Source organism: Variovorax ureilyticus (assembly GCF_037889935.1).
In the GTDB taxonomy this organism is placed as follows: Bacteria; Pseudomonadota; Gammaproteobacteria; order Burkholderiales; family Burkholderiaceae_C; genus Variovorax; species Variovorax ureilyticus.
Window position 1 is genome coordinate 94,069 of the sequence record NZ_JBBKZU010000009.1, and the last position, 23,592, is coordinate 117,660.

19 protein-coding genes and 1 other RNA gene are annotated in these 23,592 nt (G+C 66.0%); 7 read left to right on the forward strand and 13 right to left on the reverse strand.

Going from position 1 to position 23,592, the window contains the following annotated elements:
* Window positions 1–22 precede the first annotated feature (22 nt).
* From WKW77_RS20680 to WKW77_RS20715, 8 genes are all read right to left on the reverse strand, one after another.
* Complete coding sequence (locus WKW77_RS20680) at window positions 23–955, reverse strand: electron transfer flavoprotein subunit alpha/FixB family protein (RefSeq protein WP_340358758.1); 933 nt, start codon at window positions 953–955, stop codon at window positions 23–25.
* 11 nt (window positions 956–966) lie between these two features.
* The gene (locus WKW77_RS20685) at window positions 967–1,716 is read right to left on the reverse strand and encodes an electron transfer flavoprotein subunit beta/FixA family protein (RefSeq protein ID WP_340358759.1); all 750 of its coding nucleotides are present in this window, start codon (window positions 1,714–1,716) and stop codon (window positions 967–969) included.
* Between the two features lie 25 nt (window positions 1,717–1,741).
* The gene (locus tag WKW77_RS20690; protein ID WP_340358760.1) at window positions 1,742–2,740 is read right to left on the reverse strand and encodes a Bug family tripartite tricarboxylate transporter substrate binding protein; all 999 of its coding nucleotides are present in this window, start codon (window positions 2,738–2,740) and stop codon (window positions 1,742–1,744) included.
* 30 nt (window positions 2,741–2,770) lie between these two features.
* Window positions 2,771–4,708, reverse strand: coding sequence for an acyl-CoA synthetase (locus WKW77_RS20695; protein ID WP_340358761.1), 1,938 nt, complete (start codon window positions 4,706–4,708; stop codon window positions 2,771–2,773).
* 13 nt (window positions 4,709–4,721) lie between these two features.
* Window positions 4,722–5,852 carry an acyl-CoA dehydrogenase family protein gene (locus tag WKW77_RS20700; protein WP_340358762.1) on the reverse strand — a complete coding sequence of 377 codons (1,131 nt, stop codon included), beginning with the start codon at window positions 5,850–5,852 and terminating at the stop codon, window positions 4,722–4,724.
* A gap of 11 nt (window positions 5,853–5,863) precedes the next feature.
* A complete protein-coding gene (locus WKW77_RS20705) occupies window positions 5,864–7,066 on the reverse strand; it encodes an acyl-CoA dehydrogenase family protein (RefSeq protein WP_340358763.1) in 1,203 nt (400 codons plus the stop codon).
* Between the two features lie 130 nt (window positions 7,067–7,196).
* Window positions 7,197–8,387 carry an acetyl-CoA C-acyltransferase gene (locus WKW77_RS20710; protein ID WP_340358764.1) on the reverse strand — a complete coding sequence of 397 codons (1,191 nt, stop codon included), beginning with the start codon at window positions 8,385–8,387 and terminating at the stop codon, window positions 7,197–7,199.
* A 25-nt stretch (window positions 8,388–8,412) separates the two neighbouring features.
* Window positions 8,413–10,551 carry a 3-hydroxyacyl-CoA dehydrogenase NAD-binding domain-containing protein gene (locus WKW77_RS20715; protein ID WP_340358765.1) on the reverse strand — a complete coding sequence of 713 codons (2,139 nt, stop codon included), beginning with the start codon at window positions 10,549–10,551 and terminating at the stop codon, window positions 8,413–8,415.
* Between the two features lie 136 nt (window positions 10,552–10,687).
* On the opposite strand from WKW77_RS20715, the gene WKW77_RS20720 reads away from it, so the two are divergent.
* The 6 genes from WKW77_RS20720 to htpX all read left to right on the forward strand — a co-directional run bounded on the left by WKW77_RS20720 (window position 10,688) and on the right by htpX (window position 15,714).
* The gene (locus tag WKW77_RS20720; RefSeq protein WP_340358766.1) at window positions 10,688–11,599 is read left to right on the forward strand and encodes a LysR family transcriptional regulator; all 912 of its coding nucleotides are present in this window, start codon (window positions 10,688–10,690) and stop codon (window positions 11,597–11,599) included.
* Window positions 11,600–11,706: 107 nt separating this feature from the next.
* Window positions 11,707–12,165 (forward strand): hypothetical protein, encoded by a 459-nt coding sequence (locus tag WKW77_RS20725; protein WP_340358767.1) that lies wholly within the window; start codon window positions 11,707–11,709, stop codon window positions 12,163–12,165.
* 47 nt (window positions 12,166–12,212) lie between these two features.
* Window positions 12,213–13,253 (forward strand): dihydroorotase, encoded by a 1,041-nt coding sequence (gene pyrC / locus WKW77_RS20730; protein ID WP_340358768.1) that lies wholly within the window; start codon window positions 12,213–12,215, stop codon window positions 13,251–13,253.
* Window positions 13,250–13,975, forward strand: coding sequence for an NYN domain-containing protein (locus WKW77_RS20735; protein ID WP_340358769.1), 726 nt, complete (start codon window positions 13,250–13,252; stop codon window positions 13,973–13,975). The genes pyrC and WKW77_RS20735 overlap by 4 nt, the downstream gene beginning before the upstream one ends.
* On the forward strand, window positions 13,972–14,781 hold the full coding sequence (locus WKW77_RS20740) for a DUF3025 domain-containing protein (protein ID WP_340358770.1): 810 nt from the start codon (window positions 13,972–13,974) through the stop codon (window positions 14,779–14,781). The genes WKW77_RS20735 and WKW77_RS20740 overlap by 4 nt, the downstream gene beginning before the upstream one ends.
* 54 nt (window positions 14,782–14,835) lie before the next feature.
* Window positions 14,836–15,714 (forward strand): protease HtpX, encoded by an 879-nt coding sequence (gene htpX, locus WKW77_RS20745; protein WP_340358771.1) that lies wholly within the window; start codon window positions 14,836–14,838, stop codon window positions 15,712–15,714.
* Window positions 15,715–15,769: 55 nt separating this feature from the next.
* On the opposite strand, the gene WKW77_RS20750 is transcribed toward htpX, so the two are convergent.
* Together WKW77_RS20750 and cysK are read right to left on the reverse strand one after the other, a co-directional pair.
* Window positions 15,770–17,431 (reverse strand): NAD(P)/FAD-dependent oxidoreductase, encoded by a 1,662-nt coding sequence (locus WKW77_RS20750; protein WP_340358772.1) that lies wholly within the window; start codon window positions 17,429–17,431, stop codon window positions 15,770–15,772.
* Window positions 17,432–17,600: 169 nt separating this feature from the next.
* On the reverse strand, window positions 17,601–18,521 hold the full coding sequence (cysK, locus tag WKW77_RS20755) for a cysteine synthase A (protein ID WP_340358773.1): 921 nt from the start codon (window positions 18,519–18,521) through the stop codon (window positions 17,601–17,603).
* A 181-nt stretch (window positions 18,522–18,702) separates the two neighbouring features.
* Here cysK and rnpB point away from each other — a divergent pair.
* Window positions 18,703–19,037: RNase P RNA component class A (rnpB, locus tag WKW77_RS20760), an RNA gene on the forward strand.
* Window positions 19,038–19,052: 15 nt separating this feature from the next.
* Here the strand turns inward: rnpB and WKW77_RS20765 are convergent.
* From WKW77_RS20765 to WKW77_RS20775, 3 genes are read right to left on the reverse strand one after another with little or no spacing between them, the layout of a single operon-like run.
* Window positions 19,053–20,174, reverse strand: coding sequence for a glycosyltransferase family 4 protein (locus WKW77_RS20765; RefSeq protein WP_340358775.1), 1,122 nt, complete (start codon window positions 20,172–20,174; stop codon window positions 19,053–19,055).
* Entirely contained in the window at window positions 20,171–22,423 is a 2,253-nt protein-coding gene (locus WKW77_RS20770) for a glycosyltransferase (protein ID WP_340358776.1), read from the reverse strand. The genes WKW77_RS20765 and WKW77_RS20770 overlap by 4 nt, the downstream gene beginning before the upstream one ends.
* On the reverse strand, window positions 22,420–23,532 hold the full coding sequence (locus tag WKW77_RS20775; protein ID WP_340358777.1) for a class I SAM-dependent methyltransferase: 1,113 nt from the start codon (window positions 23,530–23,532) through the stop codon (window positions 22,420–22,422). Before WKW77_RS20775 ends, WKW77_RS20770 begins: the two co-directional genes overlap by 4 nt.
* Window positions 23,533–23,592 lie beyond the last annotated feature (60 nt).

The following is a 23,592-nucleotide window of genomic DNA, read 5'->3' on the forward strand; positions in this document are numbered from 1 at the left end:
GGTGGGTCCTTTCGGAGAAGGCTCAGAGCGCCTTGACGAGTTCCGGCACGGCCGTGAAGAGATCGGCCACGAGGCCGTAGTCGGCCACCGAGAAGATCGGGGCCTCTTCGTCCTTGTTGATCGCGACGATGACCTTGGAGTCCTTCATGCCCGCCAGGTGCTGGATCGCGCCGGAGATGCCCGCTGCGATGTAGAGCTGCGGGGCGACGATCTTGCCCGTCTGGCCCACCTGCCAGTCGTTCGGGGCGTAGCCCGCGTCGACGGCGGCGCGGCTGGCACCGAGGCCTGCACCGAGCTTGTCCGCCAGCGGCGTCATGACTTCGTTGAACTTCTCGGCGCTGCCGAGGGCTCTTCCACCGCTGACGATGATCTTGGCGGCGGTGAGTTCGGGGCGGTCGCTCTTGGTGACTTCACGGCCCACGAAGCTGCTCTTGCCGCTGTCGGCAACACCTTCGGCGTTCTCGACGGCGGCGCTGCCGCCCGTGGCGGCTGCCGCGTCGAAGCCGGTCGTGCGCACCGTGATCACCTTGATCGGGTCTGCGCTCTGCACCGTGGCAATGGCGTTGCCGGCGTAGATCGGGCGCTCGAAGGTGTCCGGGCTGTCCACCTTGGTGATGTCGCTGATCTGCGCGACATCCAGCTTGGCGGCCACGCGCGGCGCCACGTTCTTGCCGTTGGCCGTGGCCGGGAACAGGATGTGGCTGTAGTTCTTGGCAATCGCCAGAACCTGCGCTGCGACGTTCTCGGCGAGGTTTTCCGCCAGGCTCGGGCTGTCGGCCACGATCACCTTGGCAACGCCAGCCACCTGGGAGGCGGCCTTGCCAGCTTCTGCAGCATTGGCACCTGCGACGAGGACGTGCACATCGCCACCGCAAGCAATGCCTGCAGTCACGGTGTTCAGGGTCGCCGGCTTGAGGGTGGCGTGGTCGTGTTCCGCAATAACTAGTACGGTCATGTCAGTCTTCCTCAGATCACCTTGGCTTCGTTCTTCAGCTTGTCCACCAGCGTGGCGACATCGGGCACCTTGATGCCGGCGCCGCGCTTCGGGGGCTCTGTCACCTTCAGGGTCTTCAGGCGCGGCTTGACGTCCACGCCGAGGTCTTCGGGCTTTACGGTATCGAGCTGCTTCTTCTTGGCCTTCATGATGTTGGGCAAGGTCACGTAGCGCGGCTCGTTCAGGCGCAGGTCGGAGGTGATGACGGCGGGAAGAGACAGGGACAGGGTTTCGAGGCCGCCGTCGACTTCACGCGTGACGCTGACCCTTTCGCCGGCGACTTCGACCTTGGAGGCAAAGGTGGCTTGCGGCAGATCCGCCAGCGCAGCCAGCATCTGGCCGGTCTGGTTGTTGTCGTCGTCGATGGCCTGCTTGCCGAGGATGACAAGTTGGGGCTGTTCCTTGTCGACCAGCGCCTTGAGCAGCTTGGCGATTGCAAGGGGTTGCAGTTCTTCGGCGGTCTCCACGAGGATGCCGCGATCGGCACCGATCGCCATCGCGGTGCGCAGCGTCTCCTGGCACTTCGCATCACCGCAGGACACAGCGATGATTTCCGTCGCCACGCCCTTCTCCTTCAGGCGCACTGCCTCTTCGACGGCGATCTCGTCGAAGGGGTTCATGCTCATCTTGACGTTGGCAATGTCCACACCGGTGCCGTCGCTCTTCACGCGCACCTTCACGTTGTAGTCGACGACCCGCTTGACGGGAACAAGGATCTTCACGGTCTCACTCCTTCAATTGAAAAATTCATTCGAGCTTCGCGCCCGATTGCTTGATGAGGCGTTCCCACACCGGGCGCTCCTGCTTGTAGGCGGCGGCAAAGGCTTCGGGCGAACTGTCCTTGACCTCGAAGCCCATGGCCGCGATGCGCGTCTGCACGTCGGGCTGCTGCGTCGCCTTGCGCACTTCGTCCGCGATGCGCTGCACGATCGGCTGGGGCGTCTTGGCCGGCAACGCGATCGCGAGCCAGCCGGTCACGCGGTAGGCCTCGTCCTTCAGGCCCTGCTCGGCCAGCGTGGGCACGTTCGGCAGCACGCTCATGCGGCGCTCGCCACTCACGCCGATGGCCCTGAGCTTGCCGGCCTCGATGTGCGGCTTGGCCACGAGCGCGCTCGCGAAGGCCATCTGGATCTGGCCGCTGATCAGGTCCGTGATCATCGGCGCCTCGCCCTTGTAGGCCACATGGTTCATGTCGGCCTGCTGCGTCAGGCTCATGTGCGCGCCGGCCAGGTGCGGATAGGCACCGATGCCGTACGAGCCGTAGGCGACCTTGCCCTTGTTCGCACTGACGTACTTGAGCAGTTCGGGAGCGGTCTTGACCGGCATGCTCGGGTGCACCACCAGCACCAGCGGCGCGGCCGCGATCTGGTAGACCATGGTGAGGTCGCGCTGCGGGTCGTAGGGCAGCTTCTCGTAGAGGAACTGGTTGGTCAAGAGCGAATTGCTCAGCGACAGCACGATGGTGTAGCCGTCGGGCGCGGACTTCGCGACCGCATCGGTGCCGATGATGCCGGCCGCGCCGGCCCGGTTGTCGACGATGACCGGCTGGCCCATGCTGGCCGCCATCTTCTCGCCGATCACGCGGGCGAGCACATCGGTCGCGCCGCCGGCCGGGAAGGGCACGACCAGCTTGATCGGCTTGGTGGGATAGGTCTGTGCGTGGACGGGAGCGAAGCTGCCGCACAGCGCGACCGTGCACGCTGCTGCCTGCAGCCACGCGCGGCGGCTGGAAATCGATCTGTTCATGGTTTGTCTCCGGAAGTTTGTTCGGCGAAGTTATTGCAGGACCACCTGCGTCTTGAACGGCAGTCGTCCCAGCACCTGCTGCAGTTGCGCGTGCAATTGCGCGGCCTGGGCACCGGCGGCCGCCGCATCGACGACGACCTTGAGCGCGCTTTCACCATCCGTCTCGACCCGCGGCCGGGCCGCTTCGTCGAGGCCGAGTGACGCGCAGGCTTCGTCGACGATCGACTCCGCCACCTTGCGCGCGGCCATCGCGCGCAACTGGGGCTTGTAGATCTTGCCGACGTTGGTCATCGGCATGTGCTCGATCACGATCACCGACTTGGGCTTGGCGGGCGCTTCATCGACGCGTTCGCCGGTGAAGGCGAGCAGCTCCGCCTCGGTCGCGGATGCGCCGGGCGCCAGCGTCGCGAAGACCACCGGCAGTTCGCCCGCATAGGCGTCGGGCGCCCCCACCGCGGCGCAGAGCTGCACCGCGGGATGCGCGCCGAGCGCGTCCTCGATGACCTTGGGATCGATGTTGTGGCCGCTGCGGATGATCAGGTCCTTGGAGCGGCCCGAGAGATTGAGCCGACCTTCATCGTCCAGCCAGCCCAGGTCGCCGGTCGCGAGCCAGCCATCGGCGGTGAACGCCTTCGCGGTGTCGGCCGGATCGACGAAACCCGAGAACACGTTGGGCGACTTGAACAGCACCATGCCCTGCTCGCCGGGCGGCAGGTCGCGGTCGCTCGCGTTGCCGTTCGAATCGAGCGCCACGATGCGCATCTGCGCGTAGGGAAGCCGGAAGCCAACGCAACCCGCGGGTCCGTTCACGCCCGGCGGCGTGATGGTGGAGATGCCCGCCATCTCGGTCATGCCGAGGCTCTCGTGCACATGCAGGCCGAAGAGCCGCTCGAATCGCGCCGCCAGCTCGGGCGGCAGCACCGCCGCGCCGGTGCGGCAGTAGTGGATCGACGAGATGTCCGCGCCGGCGAGCGGCACGTTGGCCAGCGCCGCGAGCACGGTGGGCACCGCCGAGAGCGAAGTCGCCCGGTACTTCTCGACCAGCCGCCAGTAGTTGGCCACCACCTCCTTGTTACGCAGCAGCGATGGCGTCGGAATGATCATTTCCACGCCCGCCGACAGCAGCGCCAGCGAAGCCGGCAGGACGCCCGCGACATGGAACAGCGGGTAGCCGTTGATCGAGGTGTCCTTCGCGCTTTGGCCGGTGAGCTTGATGCTGGCCCATGCGGTGAAGACCTGCGCGCCGTGGCTGTGCCGCGCGAGCTTGGGCGCGCCGGTGGTGCCGCCGGTGTGGAAGTACGCGGCGATGTCGCTCGACTGGATGTCGCGTCCGCTCGCCAGGTGATCGGCCGGCTCTTTCGCGCGTTCCGTGACGAAGTCCAGCACGCCCGCCGGCAACGCGCCGGGGCTGCCCGGCGCTTCGTCGTGCGGCGCGACGCGCAGCACCGTCGTGAGCGAGGGCACCTGTTCTCGCAGGCGCATCGCCTTCGACCACATGCCGGATTCGACATCGTTGCCATAGGCGATCAGCACCTTCGCGCGACCGGCCTTCATCAGCGAGACCAGCTTCTCGTCCGTCAGCAGCGGATTGAGCGGCTGCGCGATGCCGGCCGCCGCCCCGCCCCAGAGCGCGAGGTGGTATTCGAGACAGCCCGGCAGCAGGATCGCGACCGCGTCGTCCGGCCCGACGCCCAGGCGGTGCAGCAGGTTCGCGGTCTGGTGGATGCCGTTCATCAACTGTGCATACGACCAGCGGATCGGTGCGTCGTCCGGATTGCCGGTGCGCAGGAAGGTCAGCGCGGTCTTGTCGCCGAAGGCCGCGGCCGAGTTGCGGAAGATCTCGTAGGTGCTTCGCACCGTGAGCGCTTCGGCGAGCGGCGTTTCCTCGAGCCTGCGGATGTCGGCTTCGCTGCGGATCGGAAACGATGCCGTGAAGGGCGCCGCGATCGGCGGATGGTTCGTGCTCATGGCGGCGGCTCTCTCAGGCGCGGCCGAGCGCAATGTAGCGCTGCAGGTGATGGTCCTCGTCGCCGAGCTGGTGGTCGATCATCACCAGCCGCTTGGCGAAGTGCGCGAGCGGCAGTTCCCAGGTCATGCCGATGCCGCCGTGCATCTGGATGCTTTCCTGCGCGACCAGCGTGCCGATGCGGCCGATGCTGAACTTGGCGGCCGACAGCGCGCGCTCGCGGGTGACGCGATCCGCGTCCATCGCGGCTGCCGCGTTGATGACGGCGGAGCGCGCCTGTTCGATTTCCAGCAGCAGGTCGGCCATGCGGTGCTGCAGCGCCTGGAAGCTGCCGATGAAAACGCCGAACTGCTTGCGCGTGCGCAGGTACTCCAGCGTGGCGTCCTTGGCCGATTCCATGGCGCCGAGCGCTTCGGCGCACAGCGCGAGCACGCCGCGGCCAATGGCGCGTTCGAGCGCGTCGAATCCCTTGCCTTCACCGCCTAGCAAGGCGTCGGCGCCCAGCTTCGCGTTGTCGAAAGTCAGCTCTGCCACACGGCCGCCGTCGATCGCGGGGCTACCGCGTACCTTGAGACCCGGGGCGTTCGCCGGCACGAGGAAGAGCGAGATGCCCGCCTCGTCGTCCATGCCGCCCGAAGTGCGCGCCGAGACCACGAAGAGGCTCGCCTGCTCGCCCTGCTGCACCACGGCTTTCACGCCATCGAGCACCCAGCCGTCGCCGCTGCGTTCGGCACGCGTCTGCACGCGCGACAGCTCGTAGTGCGATTGGGGCTCGTCATGTGCGAAGGCGGCGACGGTCGCGCCGCTCATGATCTCGCCGAGCCTGGCCTTCTGCGCATCGTCGCCCGCGACCGAGATCGCCTCGCCGGCCATCACCGCACCGAGCAGCGGCTCCACCACGAGCCCGCGCCCGAGCGCCTCGAAGACCACGGCGACATCGAAGCCCGCGCCGCCGAAGCCGCCATCGGCTTCGCTGAACAGCGCGCCGATCACGCCCAACTCGGCGAACTGCTGCCAGATCGCCTTGCTGAATCCTTCCTTCGATTGCGCGATGCGATTGCGCGATTCGAATCCGTACTGCTCCGCGATGAAACGGTTCAGGCTGTCGGCGAGCATGCGCCGGTCTTCGGTGTGTTCGAAGTTCATGACTGTGCCTCTCAGAGCCCGAGGATCATCTTGGAGATGATGTTCTTCTGGATTTCGTTCGAGCCGCCGAAGATCGACAGCTTGCGGTTGTTGAAGTAGCGTGCCGCCGCAGCCGGCGCGGGGCTGAACGCCTCGCCGGCAAAGCCTTCCGTCAGCGCCTCGGCGACGAAGGGCCGCGCCTGCGCACCCATCGCGCGCCGGGTGAGCGACGAGATCTCCTGGCGGATCTCGGTGCCGCGGATCTTGAGCATCGAGCTTTCCGCGCCCGGCACGCCGCCGCCGGCCACCGCCGCGATCACGCGCAGGTTGGTGGTCTTCATGTTCTCCAGGTCGATCTCGACCTTCGCCATGCGCGCCGCGAACGCCGGGTCTTCGGCGAGCGGGCGGCCGTTCTTCTTCTGACTGGCAGCGATGACCTTGAGCTGCTCCATCGCCGCGACCGAGAAGCCCACGCCCGCGATGTTGGTGCGCTCGTAGGTCAACAGGTACTTGGCGCAGGTCCAGCCCTTGTCTTCCTCGCCGACGAGGTTCCCGGCGGGCACGCGCACGTCGGAGAAGAACACCTCGTTGACCTCATGCTCGCCGTCGAGCGTGATGATCGGCCGCACTTCCACGCCCGGCGACTTCATGTCGATCAGGAGGAAGCTGATGCCTTCCTGCTTCTTGGCGTCCTTGTTGGTGCGTACCAGGCAGAAGATCATGTCGGCATGCTGGCCCAGCGTGGTCCAGGTCTTCTGGCCGTTGACGATGTAGTGGTCGCCCTCTGCATCGCGGCCGCGGACCGCCGAGGTCTTGACCGAGGCGAGGTCCGAGCCCGCGCCCGGTTCCGAGTAGCCCTGGCACCACCAGTCGCTGCCGTCGAGGATGCGCGGCAGCCAATATTGCTTCTGCGCCTCGTTGCCGTACTTGATGAGCACCGGGCCGAGCATGTTCACGCCGAAGGGCACGATGCGCGGCGCATGCGCGAGCGCGCATTCGTTCTCGAAGATGAACTTCTCCACTGCGTTCCATCCCGGTCCGCCGTATTGTTTCGGCCAGTGGTTGGCGAGCCAGCCGCGCTCGTTGAGGATGGCGTGCCACTCCTGCATGTCGGCCTTGGTCAGGTGCTTGCCGGTCGCGACCTTGTCGGACAGGCGCTTGGGCAGCTTCGCGGCCAGGAAGGCGCGCACCTCGTCGCGGAACGCCTCTTCCGCGGGCGTGAAATTGAGGTCCATGGGATCCCCTTTCAGTTGGTTCTACGAATGTCCGTGAAACACCGCGGAACCGGCTTTGCCGGGCCGCTGGTGTTGCCCCCTGCAAGGGGGTTGGAGAAGCGACACGAAGTGCGCGCAGCCTGGGGGTGGGTCAGTAGATTTCAAAGAGGCCCGCGGCGCCCATGCCGCCGGCGATGCACATCGTGACCACCGCGTACTTCGCGCCGCGGCGCTTGCCTTCGATCAGCACGTGGCCCGCGAGGCGCGCGCCGGTCATGCCGAAGGGATGGCCGATGGAGATCGCGCCGCCGTCGACGTTGAGGCGTTCCGACGGAATCCCCAGCTTCTCCTGGCAGTAGATCGATTGCGAAGCGAAGGCTTCGTTGAGTTCCCACAGGTCGATGTCCTGAACCTTCAGCCCGTGGCGCGCGAGCAGCTTCGGCACCGCGAAGACCGGGCCGATGCCCATTTCGTCCGGCTCGCAGCCGGCGACTGCGAGCCCGCGGAAAGCGCCGAGCGGCTGGAGGTTGGCGCGCTCGGCGTCCTTCGCTTCCATCAGCACGCAGGCCGAGGCGCCGTCGGACAGCTGCGAGGCGTTGCCGGCGGTGACGAACTTGTCGTCGCCCATCACCGGCTTCAGCTTGGCGAGCGCTTCGTACGTCGTGCCGCGGCGGTTGCAGTTGTCTTCGGTGGCGGTGACTTCGCGGTGGGTGACTTCCTTCGTCTCCTTGTCGGTCACGGCCATCGTGGTGGTGCACGCCACGATCTCGTCCTTGTAGCGGCCGGCGAGCTGCGCTTCCTCGGTCTTGCGCTGGCTTTCGGCGGAGAAGCGGTCCTGCGCCTCGCGGCTGATGTTGTAGCGCTGGGCGACGATGTCGGCGGTCTCGATCATCGCCATGTAGAGCGCGGGCTTGTGCTCCACGATCCACGGGTCCATGCCGCTGTCGCCGCTGTCGGTGGCGCTGCGGGTGCGGATCTGCGAGATGCTCTCGACGCCGCCCGCGATCATGGCCGGCACGCCTTCCCCCACGATGCGGCCCGCGGCCATCGCGATCGCCTGCAGGCCCGAGGCGCAGAAGCGGTTCACCGTGGTGCCGGCGATCGAGATCGGCAGGCCCGCGCGGATGATCGACTGGCGCGCGATGTTGCGGCCCGTGGTGCCTTCGGGGTAGCCGCAACCGAGGATCGCGTCCTCGATCAGCGCGGGGTCGATGCCCGAACGCTCCACCGCGGCCTTCACCGCGAAGGCGGCCAGCGTGGGGCCGGGCGTGATGTTGAATTCGCCGCGGTGCGCCTTGGTGAGCGGCGTGCGGGCGGTCGAAACGATGACGGCTTCGCGCATGGTGGTGTCTCCTTGGATGCTGGGATTACTCGGACTGGTTGAGGCTCGCGAAGTCGGCGCCGCGCTCGACCAGCTCGACGAGCAGCGGCGAGGGCTTCCAGAACACCGGGTCCTGCTTCTCGAATTCGCGGATGTCGGCGAGCACCTTGGCGAGGCCCACGGTGTCGGCGTACTTCATCGGGCCGCCGCGATGGCGCGGAAAGCCGTAGCCGTAGAGGAAGGTCACGTCCACGTCGAGCGGACGCAGCGCGATGCGCTGGTGCACCACGTTCGCGCCTTCGTTGATCATCGCGGCCATGTAGCGGCGGATGATTTCCTCGTCGGTGAAGGGGCGCGGCGTGATGCCGGCGCGCTGGCGCTCGGCGTCGATGATCGCGAGCACTTCGGGGTCGGGCTGGCCGGTGCGCGCGCCTTCGGGGTAGAGGTAGTAGCCGCGCTGCGTCTTCTGGCCGAACCAGCCGCGCTCGCAGATGCGGTCGGCCACCTGCACGTAGCGCGCCTTCGGGTCGCGCGTGGCGGCCTTGCGCTTGCGCGTCGCCCAGCCGATGTCGCCGCCCGCGAGGTCGGACACCTGGAACGGGCCCATCGGGTAGCCGAAGTCGCGCACCGCCTGGTCGATCTGGTAGGGCGAGGCGCCGTCTTCCATCATGTGGTCGGCCGCCTGCCGGTAGACCGCGAGGATGCGGTTGCCGATGAAGCCGTCGCACACGCCGGCGCGCACCGGCACCTTCTTGAGCTTCTTGGCGAGCTCGAAGCCGGTGGCGACCACGTCGGCGCTGACCTTGGCGGGCACCACGATCTCGAGCAGCTTCATGATGTTGGCCGGCGAGAAGAAGTGCAGGCCGACCACTTCCTGCGGGCGCGAGATGCTGGCGGCGATCTCGTCGATGTCGAGGTACGAGGTGTTGGTGGCGATCACCGCGCCGGGCTTGCACACGCGGTCGAGCTCGGCGAAGACCGCCTTCTTGACGCCCATTTCCTCGAACACGGCCTCGACCACGATGTCGACCTTCGCGAGCGCGTCGTACGAGGTGGAGCCGGTGAAGCGCGCCATCACGGCGGCCTTGGCTTCCTGTGTCATGCGGCCCTTCTGGATCAGGCCGTCGTAGACCTTCTCGACATTGGCGCGGCCGCGCGCGAGCTGCGCATCGTCGCGCTCGATCATGGTGACCGGGATGCCGGCGTCGAGCATCGACACCGCGATGCCCGCGCCCATGGTGCCGCCACCGACGATGCCGGCCGAATCGAGCGGACGGGGCTTGGCGACCTTGGTCTCGGGTGCCTTCAGCACTTCGCGCTCGGCGAAGAAGGCGTGGATGAGGCCGGCGCGCTGCGGGCTCTCGATGCATTGCAGGAAAAGCTTGCGTTCGAGCGCCATGCCTTCGTCGAAGGGCAGCGTCAGCGCGGCCTCGACCGCTTCGACGATCTTCATCGGCGAGAACAGGCCGCGGCTCTTCTTGGCGGTGTCGGCGCGCGCGGCGTCGAGGGCGGCGCGGCTGGCGGCAGCATCGGCGAGCGCCTGCGCGTCGCGCGTGCGGCGCACCGGGGCCTTGGCGGCGATCAGTTCCTTGGCGTAGGCGAGACCTTCGGCGGTGGCATCGGCGGCTTCGCCGAGACGGTCGACGAGCCCGAGGGACAGAGCCTCCTTCGCGCCCGCGTGCCGGCCGCTCAGCATCAGCTCGATCGCCGGCTTCACGCCGATCAGGCGCGGCGTGCGCTGCGTGCCGCCGGAGCCCGGGATCAGGCCGAGCGCCACTTCAGGCAGCCCCAGCTTGGCCGAGGGCGCCGCGAGGCGGTAGTGGGCGGACAGGGCGATCTCCAGCCCGCCGCCGAGCGCCGCGCCGTGGATCGCGGCCACCACCGGCTTGTTGCAGTCCTCGATGCGCTTGCAGACCTCGGGCAGCGAGGGCGGCTGCGGCGTCTTGCCGAATTCGCGGATGTCGGCGCCGGCGATGAAGTTGCGGCCCGCGCCCACGATCAGCACGGCGGCCGCGTTCGCGTCGGCCTCCGCCGCTTCGATGGCGGCGACGATGCCGCGGCGGACGTCGACGCCGAGCGCGTTGACCGGCGGGTTGTCGATGGTGACGACGAACACGTCGCCATCGCGGCGGAAGCTGACGGGAGAAGACGCGGAAGAGGGCGTGGAAGAAGCGGGGGAAGCCATGCTGTGTGTCTCCGTGGGCGTGAACCAGAACGGTTCCTTGAGGGTGAACCTCGGATTCTTGGCCCCGCGACGGCCTTTGACAATTGCATTGGCGATTGACAGACTGTCAAAGTATTTTTGACAAAATCGGGCTTGCATGGATCTGCAATCGCTCACTCTCCTCGTCGAAATCCTGGACGCCGGCAACCTCAGCGAGGCCGCGCGCCGGCTCAAGATGACCCGCGCGAACGTGAGCTACCACCTGAACCAGCTCGAACGCTCGGTCGGCGCGCAGCTCGTGCGCCGCACCACGCGCCGTGCGGAGCCGACCGAGATCGGGCTGCGGCTGTACCAGCACGGGCTCGCGATCCAGAGCGAACTCGCCGCCGCTCGCGAGTCGGTCACCACTCTGGGGCAGAGCCTGCTCGGCCGGGTCCGCCTGAGCGTTCCGAGCGGCTACGGGCAGATCGTGATGTCCGAATGGCTGATCGACTTCAAGCGCCAATACCCGGGCATCGTGCTCGACGTGCTGTTCGAGAACCGCATCGAGGACCTGCTGCGTGACGAAGTCGATATCGCGATCCGCGTGATTCCGGAGCCGCCGCAGAACCTCGTCGCGCGCGATCTCGGCCCGGTGCGCTACGTCGCCTGCGCGTCGCGCGAGTACGCCGCGCAGCACGGCCTGCCAATGCAGCTCGACCAGCTGCAGTCCGCGCCGGTGGTCACCGCGGCGGTCATCGGGCGCCAATTGCGCGTTGCCGCCTACCAGGGCGAGGAGCGCCGCGAAGTGGTGCTGGAGCCGACGCTGATCTCGGAGAACTTCCTCTTCCTGCGGCAGGCGATCCTCGCAGGGCTCGGCATTGGGCTGGTTCCGGACTACCTGATGAACGACGACGTGCGGCGCGGCGATGTGCTGACCACGCTCGACGACTGGCGGCTCAGCATCTTCGGCACCCAGATGTACATGCTCTACATGCCCAACCGACAGCACACGCGCGCCACCCGGACCTTCATCGATTTCATCCTCGCCCGGGTGCGGGGCGCCGCTCCAGTAGCATCGGAGGGATGAGCTTCGAAAACCTGACGATGAGGAGCCCTGGGTCGGATTCGTACGTGCTTGGCACGCCGATCGAGGTGTTGGACGGTGACGCCAGTGTGGGAATCGTACGAACGGTCGTGCTTGCAGCGACGGGCGACGAGATCCTGCTGGGCGATTTCGAGGCCACCAACCAGGCGGACTTTCTGGCCAGGCGCATCGCGAAGCTCGTCATCGCCGAAGTGGTGAACTTCGTGGCGACCAGTTACGAGGCGATCAGCGCCATCGAGATCATGCTGGGCCGCGACATCGACGGCTTCGAAGGCCGCCAGGCCTATCTGGCGCAAGCCCGCGCGGACCTGCTGCAGAGCATCGGCGTGCGCAACGTCCAGGTCGCGCCGAAGCCGTTGCCCGGCAAGGAAGCGCATTTTGCGGTCAGCGGCATGTGGGCCTACGACCGCCCCAGCCTCGAAGCGCTCGAAGCCGTGCTGCACGCGGAGCGCGCCGCCTACGCACAGTTCAAGGCGGCGCAGATCGCGGCCGCGCCCGCGCCCCGGCGTCGCTCGGTGCTCAGCCGCGTGTTCACGTCGAACGACTGAACATTCGTTTCGGGCGCCGCGGCGGCGCGATGGGACAATCCGGCCCCATGAACAGCCCCGCCGACACCCTCACCATCACCCGCCCCGACGACTGGCACCTGCATGTGCGCGATGGCGTCGCGCTCGAAGCCGTGGTCCCCCATTCCGCGCGCCAGTTCGGCCGCGCGCTGATCATGCCGAACCTGCGCCCGCCGGTGACCACCGCCGAGCAGGCCGTGGCCTACCGCGAACGTATCCGCGCCGCAGTGCCCGCCGGCACGGATTTCGAGCCGGTGATGTCGCTCTATCTCACCGACAACCTGCCGCCCGACGAAATCCAGCGCGCCGCCGACGCCGGCGTGCGCGCCCTCAAGCTCTATCCGGCCGGCGCCACCACCAACAGCGATGCCGGCGTGACCGACATCCGCAAGACCTATCCGACGCTCGAAGCCATGCAGAAGCACGGCCTGCTGCTGCTGGTGCACGGCGAGGTGACCGATCCGGCGGTCGATCTCTTCGATCGCGAGGCGGTGTTCATCGACCGCGTGATGATTCCGCTGCGCCGCGACTTCCCGGAACTCAAGGTGGTGTTCGAGCACCTCACGACGATGGAAGGCGCGCACTACGTGCGCGACGCGAGCCGCTTCACCGCCGCGACCATCACCGCGCACCATCTGCTCTACAACCGCAACGCGATCTTCACCGGCGGCATCCGGCCGCACTACTACTGCCTGCCGGTGCTCAAGCGCGAGACGCATCGCGTGGCGCTGGTCGAGGTGGCGACCAGCGGCAGCGACCGGTTCTTCCTCGGCACCGACAGCGCCCCGCATCCCGCACACCTCAAGGAGCATGCGCTCGGCTGCGCAGGCTGCTACACCGGACTCACCGCGCTCGAGCTGTATGCCGAAGCCTTCGACAAGGCCGGCGCGCTCGACAAACTGGAAGGCTTCGCGAGCTTCCATGGCGCCGACTTCTACGGCCTGCCGCGCAACAAGGGCACCGTGACCCTGCGCCGCGAAAGCTGGACCGTGCCCGAGACCGTGCCCTACGGCGACGCCACGCTGAAGCCGCTGCGCGGCGGCGAAACCGTCGGCTGGAGAATGGCATGAACGCTTCGCCGCGCGTGGCGCTGCTGATCGATGCCGACAACGTATCCGCCGATGTGATCGAGCAGGCCGTGCAGCGCACGATGACCGAGCACGGCAACATCCACGTGCGGCGCGCCTACTGCAACGCGGAGACGGCGCTCAAGCAGCAAGCGCTCTTCAAGCGGTTGTCGGTGCGGCCGATGGTCAACCTCTCCGCCGGCAAGAACAGCACCGACATCGCGATGGCGGTCGACGCCATGGACCTCGTCATCGCCGAGCGGCCGGATGTGGTGGTGCTGGTGTCGTCGGATTCGGACTTCGCGCCGCTCGTGATCCGCCTGCGCGAAAAAGGCTGCCGCGTGTGCGGCATCGGCCAGCAGGGCAAGACGGGCGACGAGACCGTGGCCATCTACGACAGCTTCGTCGATCTGCTGCATCACCAGGCGCCGAAGGCCTCGCCGGCCAAGAAGCGCACCACCCGGCGCGCCAAGGCAGCGCCGGCGGCCGCGCCGAGCGTGCCTGCGTTGCCCGACGATGTGGTCCGCATCCTCGACGCGGTGACGGAGCTGGCGACGGGCAACAAGGTCGAACTCAACCTGGCCGCCGAACGCCTGCGCGCCGCAAAGCTGCTCGGCAAGAGCGCGAGCTCGCCCAAGCTGTTCAAGAAGCATCCCGAACTGTTCCTGCTGACACCCGAAAAGACGCCCAACAAGGTGCAGTACGTCGGCCCCGTTCGCTCGTGAGCGCATCCAGCGACGTCTGGAGCTTCGACATCGGCACGCCGTGGCTGGCGCCTTACGCGTCGCGCGCTACGCGTGTCGCGGAGAAAGTGTTTCGCGGCGCCAGCGTCAGTGAGGCGCTCTCGGGTGAATCCGCATCCATCGCGTTGGTTTCGGGCCCGCTGCGGTTCGTGCCCGGTGACAGCGCGCGGCCGGGCGAGGCTTATGAGGCCTTCATCCATCGAACCGCATGCGTCCCCACGCGCGACAACCTGCACGACTTCTTCAATGGGTTGATGTGGCTGCATTTCCCCGAAACCAAGCGGCGCCTGAACGAACTGCAGGCGGCCGAGATCGCGCGCGACGGCATCGGCGCCACGCGCGGCCGAGTGCGCGATGCGCTGACGCTGTTCGACGAGAACGGCGCCGTGCTCGATGCGCCCGAGCCGTTGTGGCATGCCTTGCGCGCCCGGGACTGGCGAGGCCTCTTCGTCACGCAACGATCGCTGTGGCGTGACGCGCGACTGCTCGTCTTCGGCCATGCCCTGCTGGAGAAGCTGACCGCGCCGCGCAAGGCCGCCACCGCCCATGTCCTCATCGCGGCGGGGGAAATGGATTCGCACGCCTTGGACGATGCGACCATTGCCGCCTCGCTCCATCCTGCGCATCTGGCGACCAAGCCTTTCACCCCGCTGCCGGTGCTCGGTGTGCCAGGCTGGTGCGTTCAAAACGAGAACTTTTCCTTCTATGATGATTCGGAAATCTTTCGTCCACGCAGGGGCGCAGAACGAAGTCCAACCCCCAGTCCCTGCGACGGCGGCGCAGCTTGAAGCGGGCCGGTCCGGCCCCCATCTGCGCCACGTTCGCCTCACGGAGAAATCAACTTGAAACGCATCCTTCTGTTCGTGCTGACCAACGTCCTGGTCGTGGCGGTGCTCGGCGTCGTCGCGAGCCTGCTCGGCGTCAACCGCTTCCTGACCGCCAACGGCCTGAACCTGGGCGCGCTGCTCGGCTTCGCGCTCGTCATGGGCTTCGGCGGCGCGATCATCTCGCTCCTGATCAGCAAGCCGATGGCCAAGTGGTCGGCGGGCGTTCACATCATCAACGACCCGCAGTCGCCCGACGAAGCCTGGATCGTGCAGACGGTCAAGAAGTTCGCCGACAAGGCCGGCATCGGCATGCCCGAAGTCGGCATCTTCGAAGGCGAACCCAATGCCTTCGCCACCGGTGCATTCAAGAACTCGGCGCTGGTCGCTGTCTCGACCGGTCTGCTGCAGAACATGACCCGCGAGGAAGTCGAAGCCGTGATCGGCCACGAAATCGCGCACGTCGCCAACGGGGACATGGTCACGATGACGCTGATCCAGGGCGTGATGAACACCTTCGTCGTGTTCCTCTCGCGCGTGATCGGCTATGCGGTCGACAGCTTCCTGCGCCGCGGCGACGACCGTTCCTCGGGCCCCGGCATCGGCTACATGGTGACCACGCTCGTGCTCGACATCGTGCTCGGCTTCGCCGCCGCGATCGTCGTCGCCTGGTTCTCGCGTCAGCGCGAGTACCGTGCCGACGCGGGCTCGGCGCAACTCATGGGTCGCAAGCAGCCGATGGTGAACGCGCTCGCTCGCCTGGGTGGCCTGCCTCCGGGCGAACTGCCGAAGTCGGTCGAGGCGATGGGCATCACCGGCAAGCTGGGCAGCCTGTTCGCCACGCACCCGCCGATCGAACAACGCATCGCTGCGCTTCAGGCTTCGCAGCAGGCCTGATCGAAAAAGGGGCCGCAGGGCAAAGTCAAAGCCGCCTTCGGGCGGCTTTTTTTGTTCAGGCGGGTTGCGCGGCGATGCTCGTCGCGACCGCTTCGGCCACCTTGAGACCATCGACGCCCGCCGACAGAATCCCGCCCGCATAGCCGGCGCCTTCGCCGGCCGGATAGAGGCCTCGAACGTTGAGGCTCTGGAAGTCCTCGCCGCGCCCGATGCGGATCGGCGACGAGGTGCGCGTCTCGACGCCGGTCAGCACGGCGTCGTGCAGGTCGAAGTCCTTGATCTTGCGGCCGAAGGCCGGGAAGGCTTCGCGCATCGCTTCGATCGCGTAAGCGGGCAGCGCGGCATGCAGATCGCCGAGCGTCACCCCGGGCTTGTACGACGGCTCGACGCTGCCGAGTGCCGTCGATGGCTTGCCCGCGACGAAGTCACCCACCAGTTGGCCCGGCGCGCGGTAATTGCTGCCGCCGAGCACGTAGGCATTCGATTCCAGCGACCTCTGCAGCTCGATGCCCGCGAGCGGCGAACCGGTGCGGCCTTCCTCCCAACCCGGATAGTCGCTCGGCTCGATGCCGACCACGATGCCGGCGTTGGCATTGCGCTCGTTGCGCGAGTACTGGCTCATGCCGTTGGTCACGACACGCCCCGGCTCGCTGGTCGCCGCGACGACGGTGCCGCCCGGGCACATGCAGAAGCTGTAAACCGAGCGGCCGTTGCTCGCGTGATGGACCAGCTTGTAGTCGGCCGCGCCCAGCAACGGATGTCCGGCATGCCGGCCCCAGCGTGCGCGGTCGATCAGGCCCTGCGGATGCTCCACGCGGAAGCCGATCGAGAAGGGCTTGGCCTCGATGTCGACGCCGCGCTCGTGCAGCATCGCGAAGGTGTCGCGCGAACTGTGGCCGAGCGCCATCACCACCTGGTCGGCGCGCAGCTCGCTGGTCTGGCCGGTGCGCTGGTCGAGCACCGTCAGGCCGCGCAGGTGCTTGCCGCCCGGGCCGTCCTCGAGCAGCACGTCGGTCACGCGCTGCTCGAAGCGGATCTCGCCGCCCAGTTCGATGATCTGCTCGCGGATGTTCTCGACCACCTTCACCAGCTTGAAGGTGCCGATGTGCGGGTGCGCCACGTAGAGGATTTCCGGCGGCGCGCCGGCCTTGACGAACTCCTCCATCACCTTGCGGCCGAGGAAGCGCGGGTCCTTGATCTGGCTGTAGAGCTTGCCGTCGGAGAAGGTGCCGGCGCCGCCTTCGCCGAACTGCACGTTGGACTCCGGGTTCAGCACGCTCTTGCGCCAGAGACCCCAGGTGTCCTTGGTGCGCTCGCGCACCGTCTTGCCGCGCTCCAGCACGATCGGCCTGAAGCCCATCTGCGCGAGTGCGAGCGCGGCGAAGATGCCGCAGGGGCCGAAGCCGACCACCACCGGGCGCAGTGCGAGCCCGGCGGGGGCCTGGGCCGGCGGGTGCCATGCCATGTCGGGCGTCGGCGCCACGCGGGGGTTCTCGGCGAGCTTGGCGAGCAACTGTGCTTCGAGCGTCGGGTCCGCGAGCGTCACGTCGACGATATAGACCTGCAGCAGCTGCGCCTTGCGCGCATCGAAGCTGCGCTTGTAGACCTTGATTTCCGTTACCGCGCCGGGCGGCGTGCCCAGCAGGGAGTCGACGGCGTGGCGCAGCGCCGCTTCGTCATGGTCGAGAGGGAGTTTGAGTTCGGATAGTCGGAGCATCGTGCGGGCTCGTATTCATCAAGCAAGCTCCGAATATAGGCGGACCCAGGCAAGCACAGCGAAGCCCCTTCGCGGGCACCCGCGGAACCGGCTTCGCCGGGCCGCAGGGGTGCGTCCCCTTGAGGGGGTGCAGAGCCACACGAAGTGGGCGAGGCTGGGGGTGGTCTGGCTACGCGGGCAGGAATCCGTCGACGGAAAGATAGCGCTCGCCCGTGTCGTAGTTGAAGCCGAGCACCACTGCATCGGGCGGCAGCGAGGGCAGTTTCTGCGCAATGGCGGTCAGCGTGGCACCCGACGAGATGCCGACCAGGATGCCTTCTTCCCGCGCGCAGCGCCGCGCCATCTCGCGCGCCGGTTCGGCGTCCACCTGGATCACGCCGTCGAGCAGCGATGTGTCGAGGTTCCTCGGAATGAATCCTGCGCCGATGCCCTGGATCGGGTGCGGCGACGGCTGGCCGCCGGAAATCACCGGCGAGGCCACCGGCTCGACCGCGAACACCTTGAGCTTCGGCCACTTCTTCTTGAGGATCCGCGCGCAGCCGGTGATGTGGCCGCCGGTGCCCACGCCGGTGATCAGCACGTCGACGCCCTGGGGGAAGTCGGCCGCGATCTCCTCGGCCGTGGTGCGCTCGTGCACCGCCACATTGGCCGGGTTGTCGAACTGCTGCGGCATCCAGGCGCCGGGCGTGCCGGCGACGATCTCCTCGGCGCGGGCGATGGAGCCCTTCATGCCTTTCTCGCGCGGCGTGAGGTCGAAGGTCGCGCCGTAGGCCAGCATGAGGCGGCGCCGTTCGACCGACATGCTGTCGGGCATCACCAGAACGAGCTTGTAGCCCTTGACCGCCGCGACCATCGCCAGGCCGATGCCGGTGTTGCCCGAGGTCGGCTCGACGATCGTGCCGCCGGGCTTGAGCGCGCCGGAGCGCTCGGCGTCTTCGACCATCGAGAGCGCGATGCGATCCTTGATCGAGCCGCCGGGGTTGGCGCGCTCGGACTTGATCCAGACCTGCTGCGTCGCGTTGCCGAACAGTCGCTGGATGCGGATGTGCGGCGTGTTGCCGATGGTCTGAAGGATGTTGTCTGCTTTCATGTTGTTGCTCGCCCCCAGGCTGCGCGCACTTCGTGTCGCTTCGCCAACCCCCTGCCGGGGGCAATGCCAGTGGCCCGGCGAAGCCGGTTCCACGGCATTCCTGATTTGGCGAGTGTGCGAAAGCGGTGACCGATGGACTTGTGAGTGAACGGGAGCGCCATTGTGGCGATAATCGCCGCGTGAAGCACGCCGGACCGCCGCTGGTGCATGTCTCGAAAGAGCGCACTGGAGGAACGTCCGGACTGCACAGGACAGCGCAGGAGCTAACGGCTCTCCACCGCGAGGTGAGGATCAGAGCAACAGAGACGAGTCGGCCAGGGGCAACCCCGGTCGGGTGAAACGGGCAATCTCTGCGCGCAGCAACACCAAGTAGGCCAGCGTCGATGTGGTTCCGCAGAGCTGGCGGGTAGGTGGCACCGAGCCGTTTGGCGACAAACGGCCCAGAGTAATGGCGGTCACGCTGGGGTTCGCAAGAGCTTCAGTGCACAGAATCCGGCTTACAGGCGTGCTTCACACTATTTTCAACCCATCTCATGCCAACGACAGCGCGTCGAGGAATCTGCGCGCCACGACCGGTGGGGCGAACTGCGCCACGTGCGCCCTCGCGCCTTGCAGGTAGCGGCGATAGCCCGATGCTTCGCCCTGGCGCCAGTCATGGGAGCGAACCTGCGCCATGCCGGATACCACCGCGCCGGCCAATGCATCGATGTCAGCCGTCGCTACAAGTCGAGCCAAGCCGCCGGTGATGGCCGGCACGTTCGAGTTCCCGTAGGCGACGACGCTGCAGCCGCTCGCGATGGCCTCAATGATGGGAACGCAAAAACCTTCATGGTAGGTGGGCAGGACAAACATGTCCGCGGACGCGAGGATCGAATGCTTGAGCTGATCCGATGCATTTCCCTGCAGATGGATTTCGAGCTGCGGAAACGATTCGCGCAGTCGTCTGATGTCGTGATCCAGCTGAGCAAGCAGCGATGCGTCCGAAAACTGGAGGTTGCCGATGAGATCGAGCCGGACCCGTCCTGCCAAAGCGGAACAACGTTGTTCTCGCCGCAGGACGCACTCCATGGCGCGGAGAAGATCCTGCGGTCCCTTGGCGCGCGTGAAGCGGCCGACAAAAGCGATTCGGATCTGATCATCGTCGAAGCTGGGTTTGGTTTCAGGCGCGGCCAGCGCAGACGTTATTGCCAGCGGCACCACCACCGCGTCCGTCCTGATGCCGCGCCCTTCGAGGACCTGCAGATTGCTGGTGCTGTCGCAGACCACACGATCGGCCCACCGGATGTTGTCCAACTGGACGAAGGACTTCTCGATCAGCCAGTGGTCACGGGAAGGAACAAGTTCCTTCGGTGTGACGTTGTGGAAGACGACGATCCGCTTCGAGCCCTTGGGGGCAGCTGGAAGCAGGTCGAACAGCGGGTAGTAGACGCCAAAATGAAAGACGACGATGTCGCTGGCTTGAAAATGAGGACTCAGCGCGATGTTTGAAGTCCGCTCGACGCAGCTGTGCGGCAGGTCCGAATAGTCGCAGGCATGCGTATAGAGATGTACGTCCCTGTAGCCTGCATCATTCAGGAATCCGAGTTCGTCGCGAATGGCATTGGAGATAGCGTCATGATGGACACACACGCCGTTGATGTAGGAGATCTTCATTCGCTGGGTTTCCGGAAGTTTGCTTGCGCCAACCGGTACAACTCGACACTGCCCTCTGCCATGCGCGCGGCGGTGAATCGTTCCTCGAAGACGTGACGTCCGGCTTTCCCCAATCGATCCCTGGACTCAGGTGATCGAATGAGTTCGAGCAATGCCGCGATCAGTTCATCCGCATTTCCGGGCTTGACCAAGAGTCCGGTTTGCTGATGTCGGATGATTTCCGGCATGCCGCCGACGGCGCATCCAATGACGGGCTTCGCCTCGCGCATCGCTTCGAGAAACACCAATCCGAAAGATTCGAACCGGCTCGGGGCGACGAAGATATGGCAACCGGCGTAGGCGGTGCGCAACTGCTCGTCAGTCACGCGGCCTTCGAAGACGACCTTTCCCTTCCATCGCCGGCCCTCGTCACTCTTCTCGAATTCCTGCGAAGGGTTGTAGCCGTGCGGATCCGTGATCGTGTTGTCGCCCAGGATCCGGAATCGCACATCGGGCGCGCGTTCCAGGACTCGGGGGATTGCCTGCAGGAGGACATCGATGCCCTTTCGGTGTTCGAGGCGGCCTACGAAAAGCACCGTGCAGACCCCATCCGTCGGCGCTTCTGCGCTGTGTGTCTCAGATAAGAGGCCCAAGGGAAGCACCCTGAGCGTCTCTGGCCGGAAGCGCATGTCGTATGCCGCCTCGATGTCGCATCGAATCGCGTTGCTGATGGATCGCACGGCGTCGGATCCGATCATCAACGCTCGCTCCGCACGAAGCATGGGCGTCCCGAATGCTGTCATCCAGTCCGCGTCATTTCTGCGTTCGGGATGAGATTCGAGCCAAAAATGAAGTGTCGTCTGAAGGCTGGTTGTGAGCGCCCAGCGACGATCCAGCAGGAAGGCTATCCCTTCGCAATCCCAGATGGGCGCTTCCACGACATCAACGCGGCGGTGACTGGCGATGCGGGCCGTCTCCTCATGTGCCACCGCCGACCAATTCCAGATGTGTTGTGGCAATCGCAGCGTGACCGCAGCCGGAGGGCGCTCCATTTGCCTCGGAACGAGACGATGAATCCAGACGCCATTCTCGAAGTCGACGCGGTTGATGTCCGAACTTTGCGTGATGACGTGCACGGTGTTCCCGCGTGCGGCGTAGGCCTCGGCGAGATCCTTGGTAAACGTCGCAATCCCGCCACTGTGACCCGGCGGAAAGTCCTTGGAGATCAGAACGAGGGTGGACGAGTCCGTCTCGCGCAGGGGATGGAACCGATGGAAATCGCCCGCCCATTGCAGACGCTTCGCAGCCGTGAGCATCATGTCGGGCTTGGCGCCTTCAAGGCCCCGTTGCAGGCCCACGGTGAGCGCAAGATCGATGTCGTTCTGGAAAGCTTCGTGTTCGCTTTGCGATATCAGACCATCGGACGCGGCCCACGTCATTTCGTCGCGTTGGCGTTGGACGAAGTCAGCCTGCTCCTTGAGCACCCGATCCATGGAATGAAACTCCCGCCCATGCTTGAGCGAGAAATAGACCTTGTTCTTGATGATCGGGTAGCGATTGCGCACAACACGGTTGACGCCTCTCAGATTGCTGGATGCGAATTTGTGATGAACATAGGCATTGGGCAACTGCGCGATCAGGTAGCCCGCATCCACGATGCGCAGGCAGACGTCCGTCTCGTCGAGGAAATACTCGTACTCTTCGTCGAATCCGCCGATTTCAAGGAGGGCCTGGGTTCGGAACGAAGAGTTGGCGCCGAGAAGATGCGGGAAGCGGTAGCTCTTGGGAAAGCAGAGGTCGGGCGTTGCGCCGGAAGGCGTCAGGTCGGCATTGCCGAACCGGTCGACCAGACAGTAGCGATACTGGAACGAGTAGCCGGTATGGTCGAACACAAAGCCGCCAGCGGCGCCGACCATCGGGTTGTCGTAGGCCGACGCCAACTGATCGAGCCACTCTGGTTCGGGTATCGCGTCATCGTCGATGAATGCGACGATTTGACCGCGCGCCATGCAGATCCCTATGTTTCTGGATACGGACAGGTTGGCGACGGGGCAGCGCGCAGTTCTTATGGACCCGCTCCATTGCTCGATGACTTGCTCGGAATGGTCCGTCGAGGGTCCGTTGACGACGATGACTTCGAACGCTCCGGTGTAGCGTAGCCAGCGAAAGCTCTCCAAAGTGGCCTGCAGGCTGGAGGCTCGGTCCAGGGTGTTGATGACAATCGACACCGAGGGACGGTGCGGGGATGCCCCGATCTGCGGTGAACTCATGGCGAATCCGTCTGCTTCGTCGCCACGATCTCGAATTCGTAGCAATCACCGTTCCGGCGCCCGCTTTCAACGATGCGCACATTCATGAAGCCCGCTTCTTGCATCAGTTCGGTCAGGGATGCCGGCGTGAACATGTTGAAGTGAAAATCGCCCTCATAGTCTTGACCGCCAAAGGTGACTTCTCGAAGCGACTGGTATGGGTATTCGCCGCGCGAGTAGTGCTCCATCATGGCCTCTGCGTCCGGCACCACGGCGCGCAGCATTCCGCCCGCCCGGAGCAGGCGATGCCAATAGGGCAACAGCGATCGACGTAGTTGTTCTTGTGGAAAGTGCTCGAGGACGTGAGCGGAGTGGATTTCCGCGATTTCCCTGTCCTGGAATGGCAGGTCGTCGATCTCCGCGACGAGATCCACGCCCGGGAGTGCGCGCCGATCGACGTTGAGGTATCCATCGAGCGGTACATGTCCGCATCCGAGATTGAGCCTGAGGCCCTTTTCCCTCGCATCCTTCAGCTTTTCCGGGGCCAGTATCTGGGTGGTTGCTTGGAGTCTTTCGCCTGCGCGGTGCTCCATCGAGGCGCCATAGCGAAGCTCGTACAGCAGTTCACGTCGAACGAACTCGACGCGCCCGAACAGATAGCCGGTTGCGTTTGACAACTCCGAGACTTTTTGGTCCTGCCTCCCGTTGATTTCTTCAGTGCTGGCAATCCGTTGCCCGAGTTCGATGCTCTGATGATGGATGTCTCGTCGAATGGCGCGCAGGGCCACAGGAACCGATTGCGCGAGGGATTCCTGTTCCGCGGCAATCCTGGATTGGCGGTGATTGATCTCGGACAGTGATTCGAGAATCTTGGGGAACTCGTGATGGAAGAAGGCCGTAAAGCGCTCGTTGTCCGCAAGCAGTTGCGCCTGCCGCTCGCGCAGCTGCGCGTGTGAATCGGCCAGGTGCACCTGCGCCTCCGTCAGTTGCGCGCGGGCATCCAGTAGCTGCGGGCCCCGGATGATTGCCACGCCGATCCGGGCGAACCGCCCCACCAACGGCCAGCTACCGATGCGGCGGATCGTGCGTCGCAGGCGAGGCTTCAAGCCTTGTGCGGCGATGTCGCTCACGGTTGCGCTCCCGACGCATGCGCGCACGGGGCAACCGATCGGATGCGGGCTGTCGTTGAA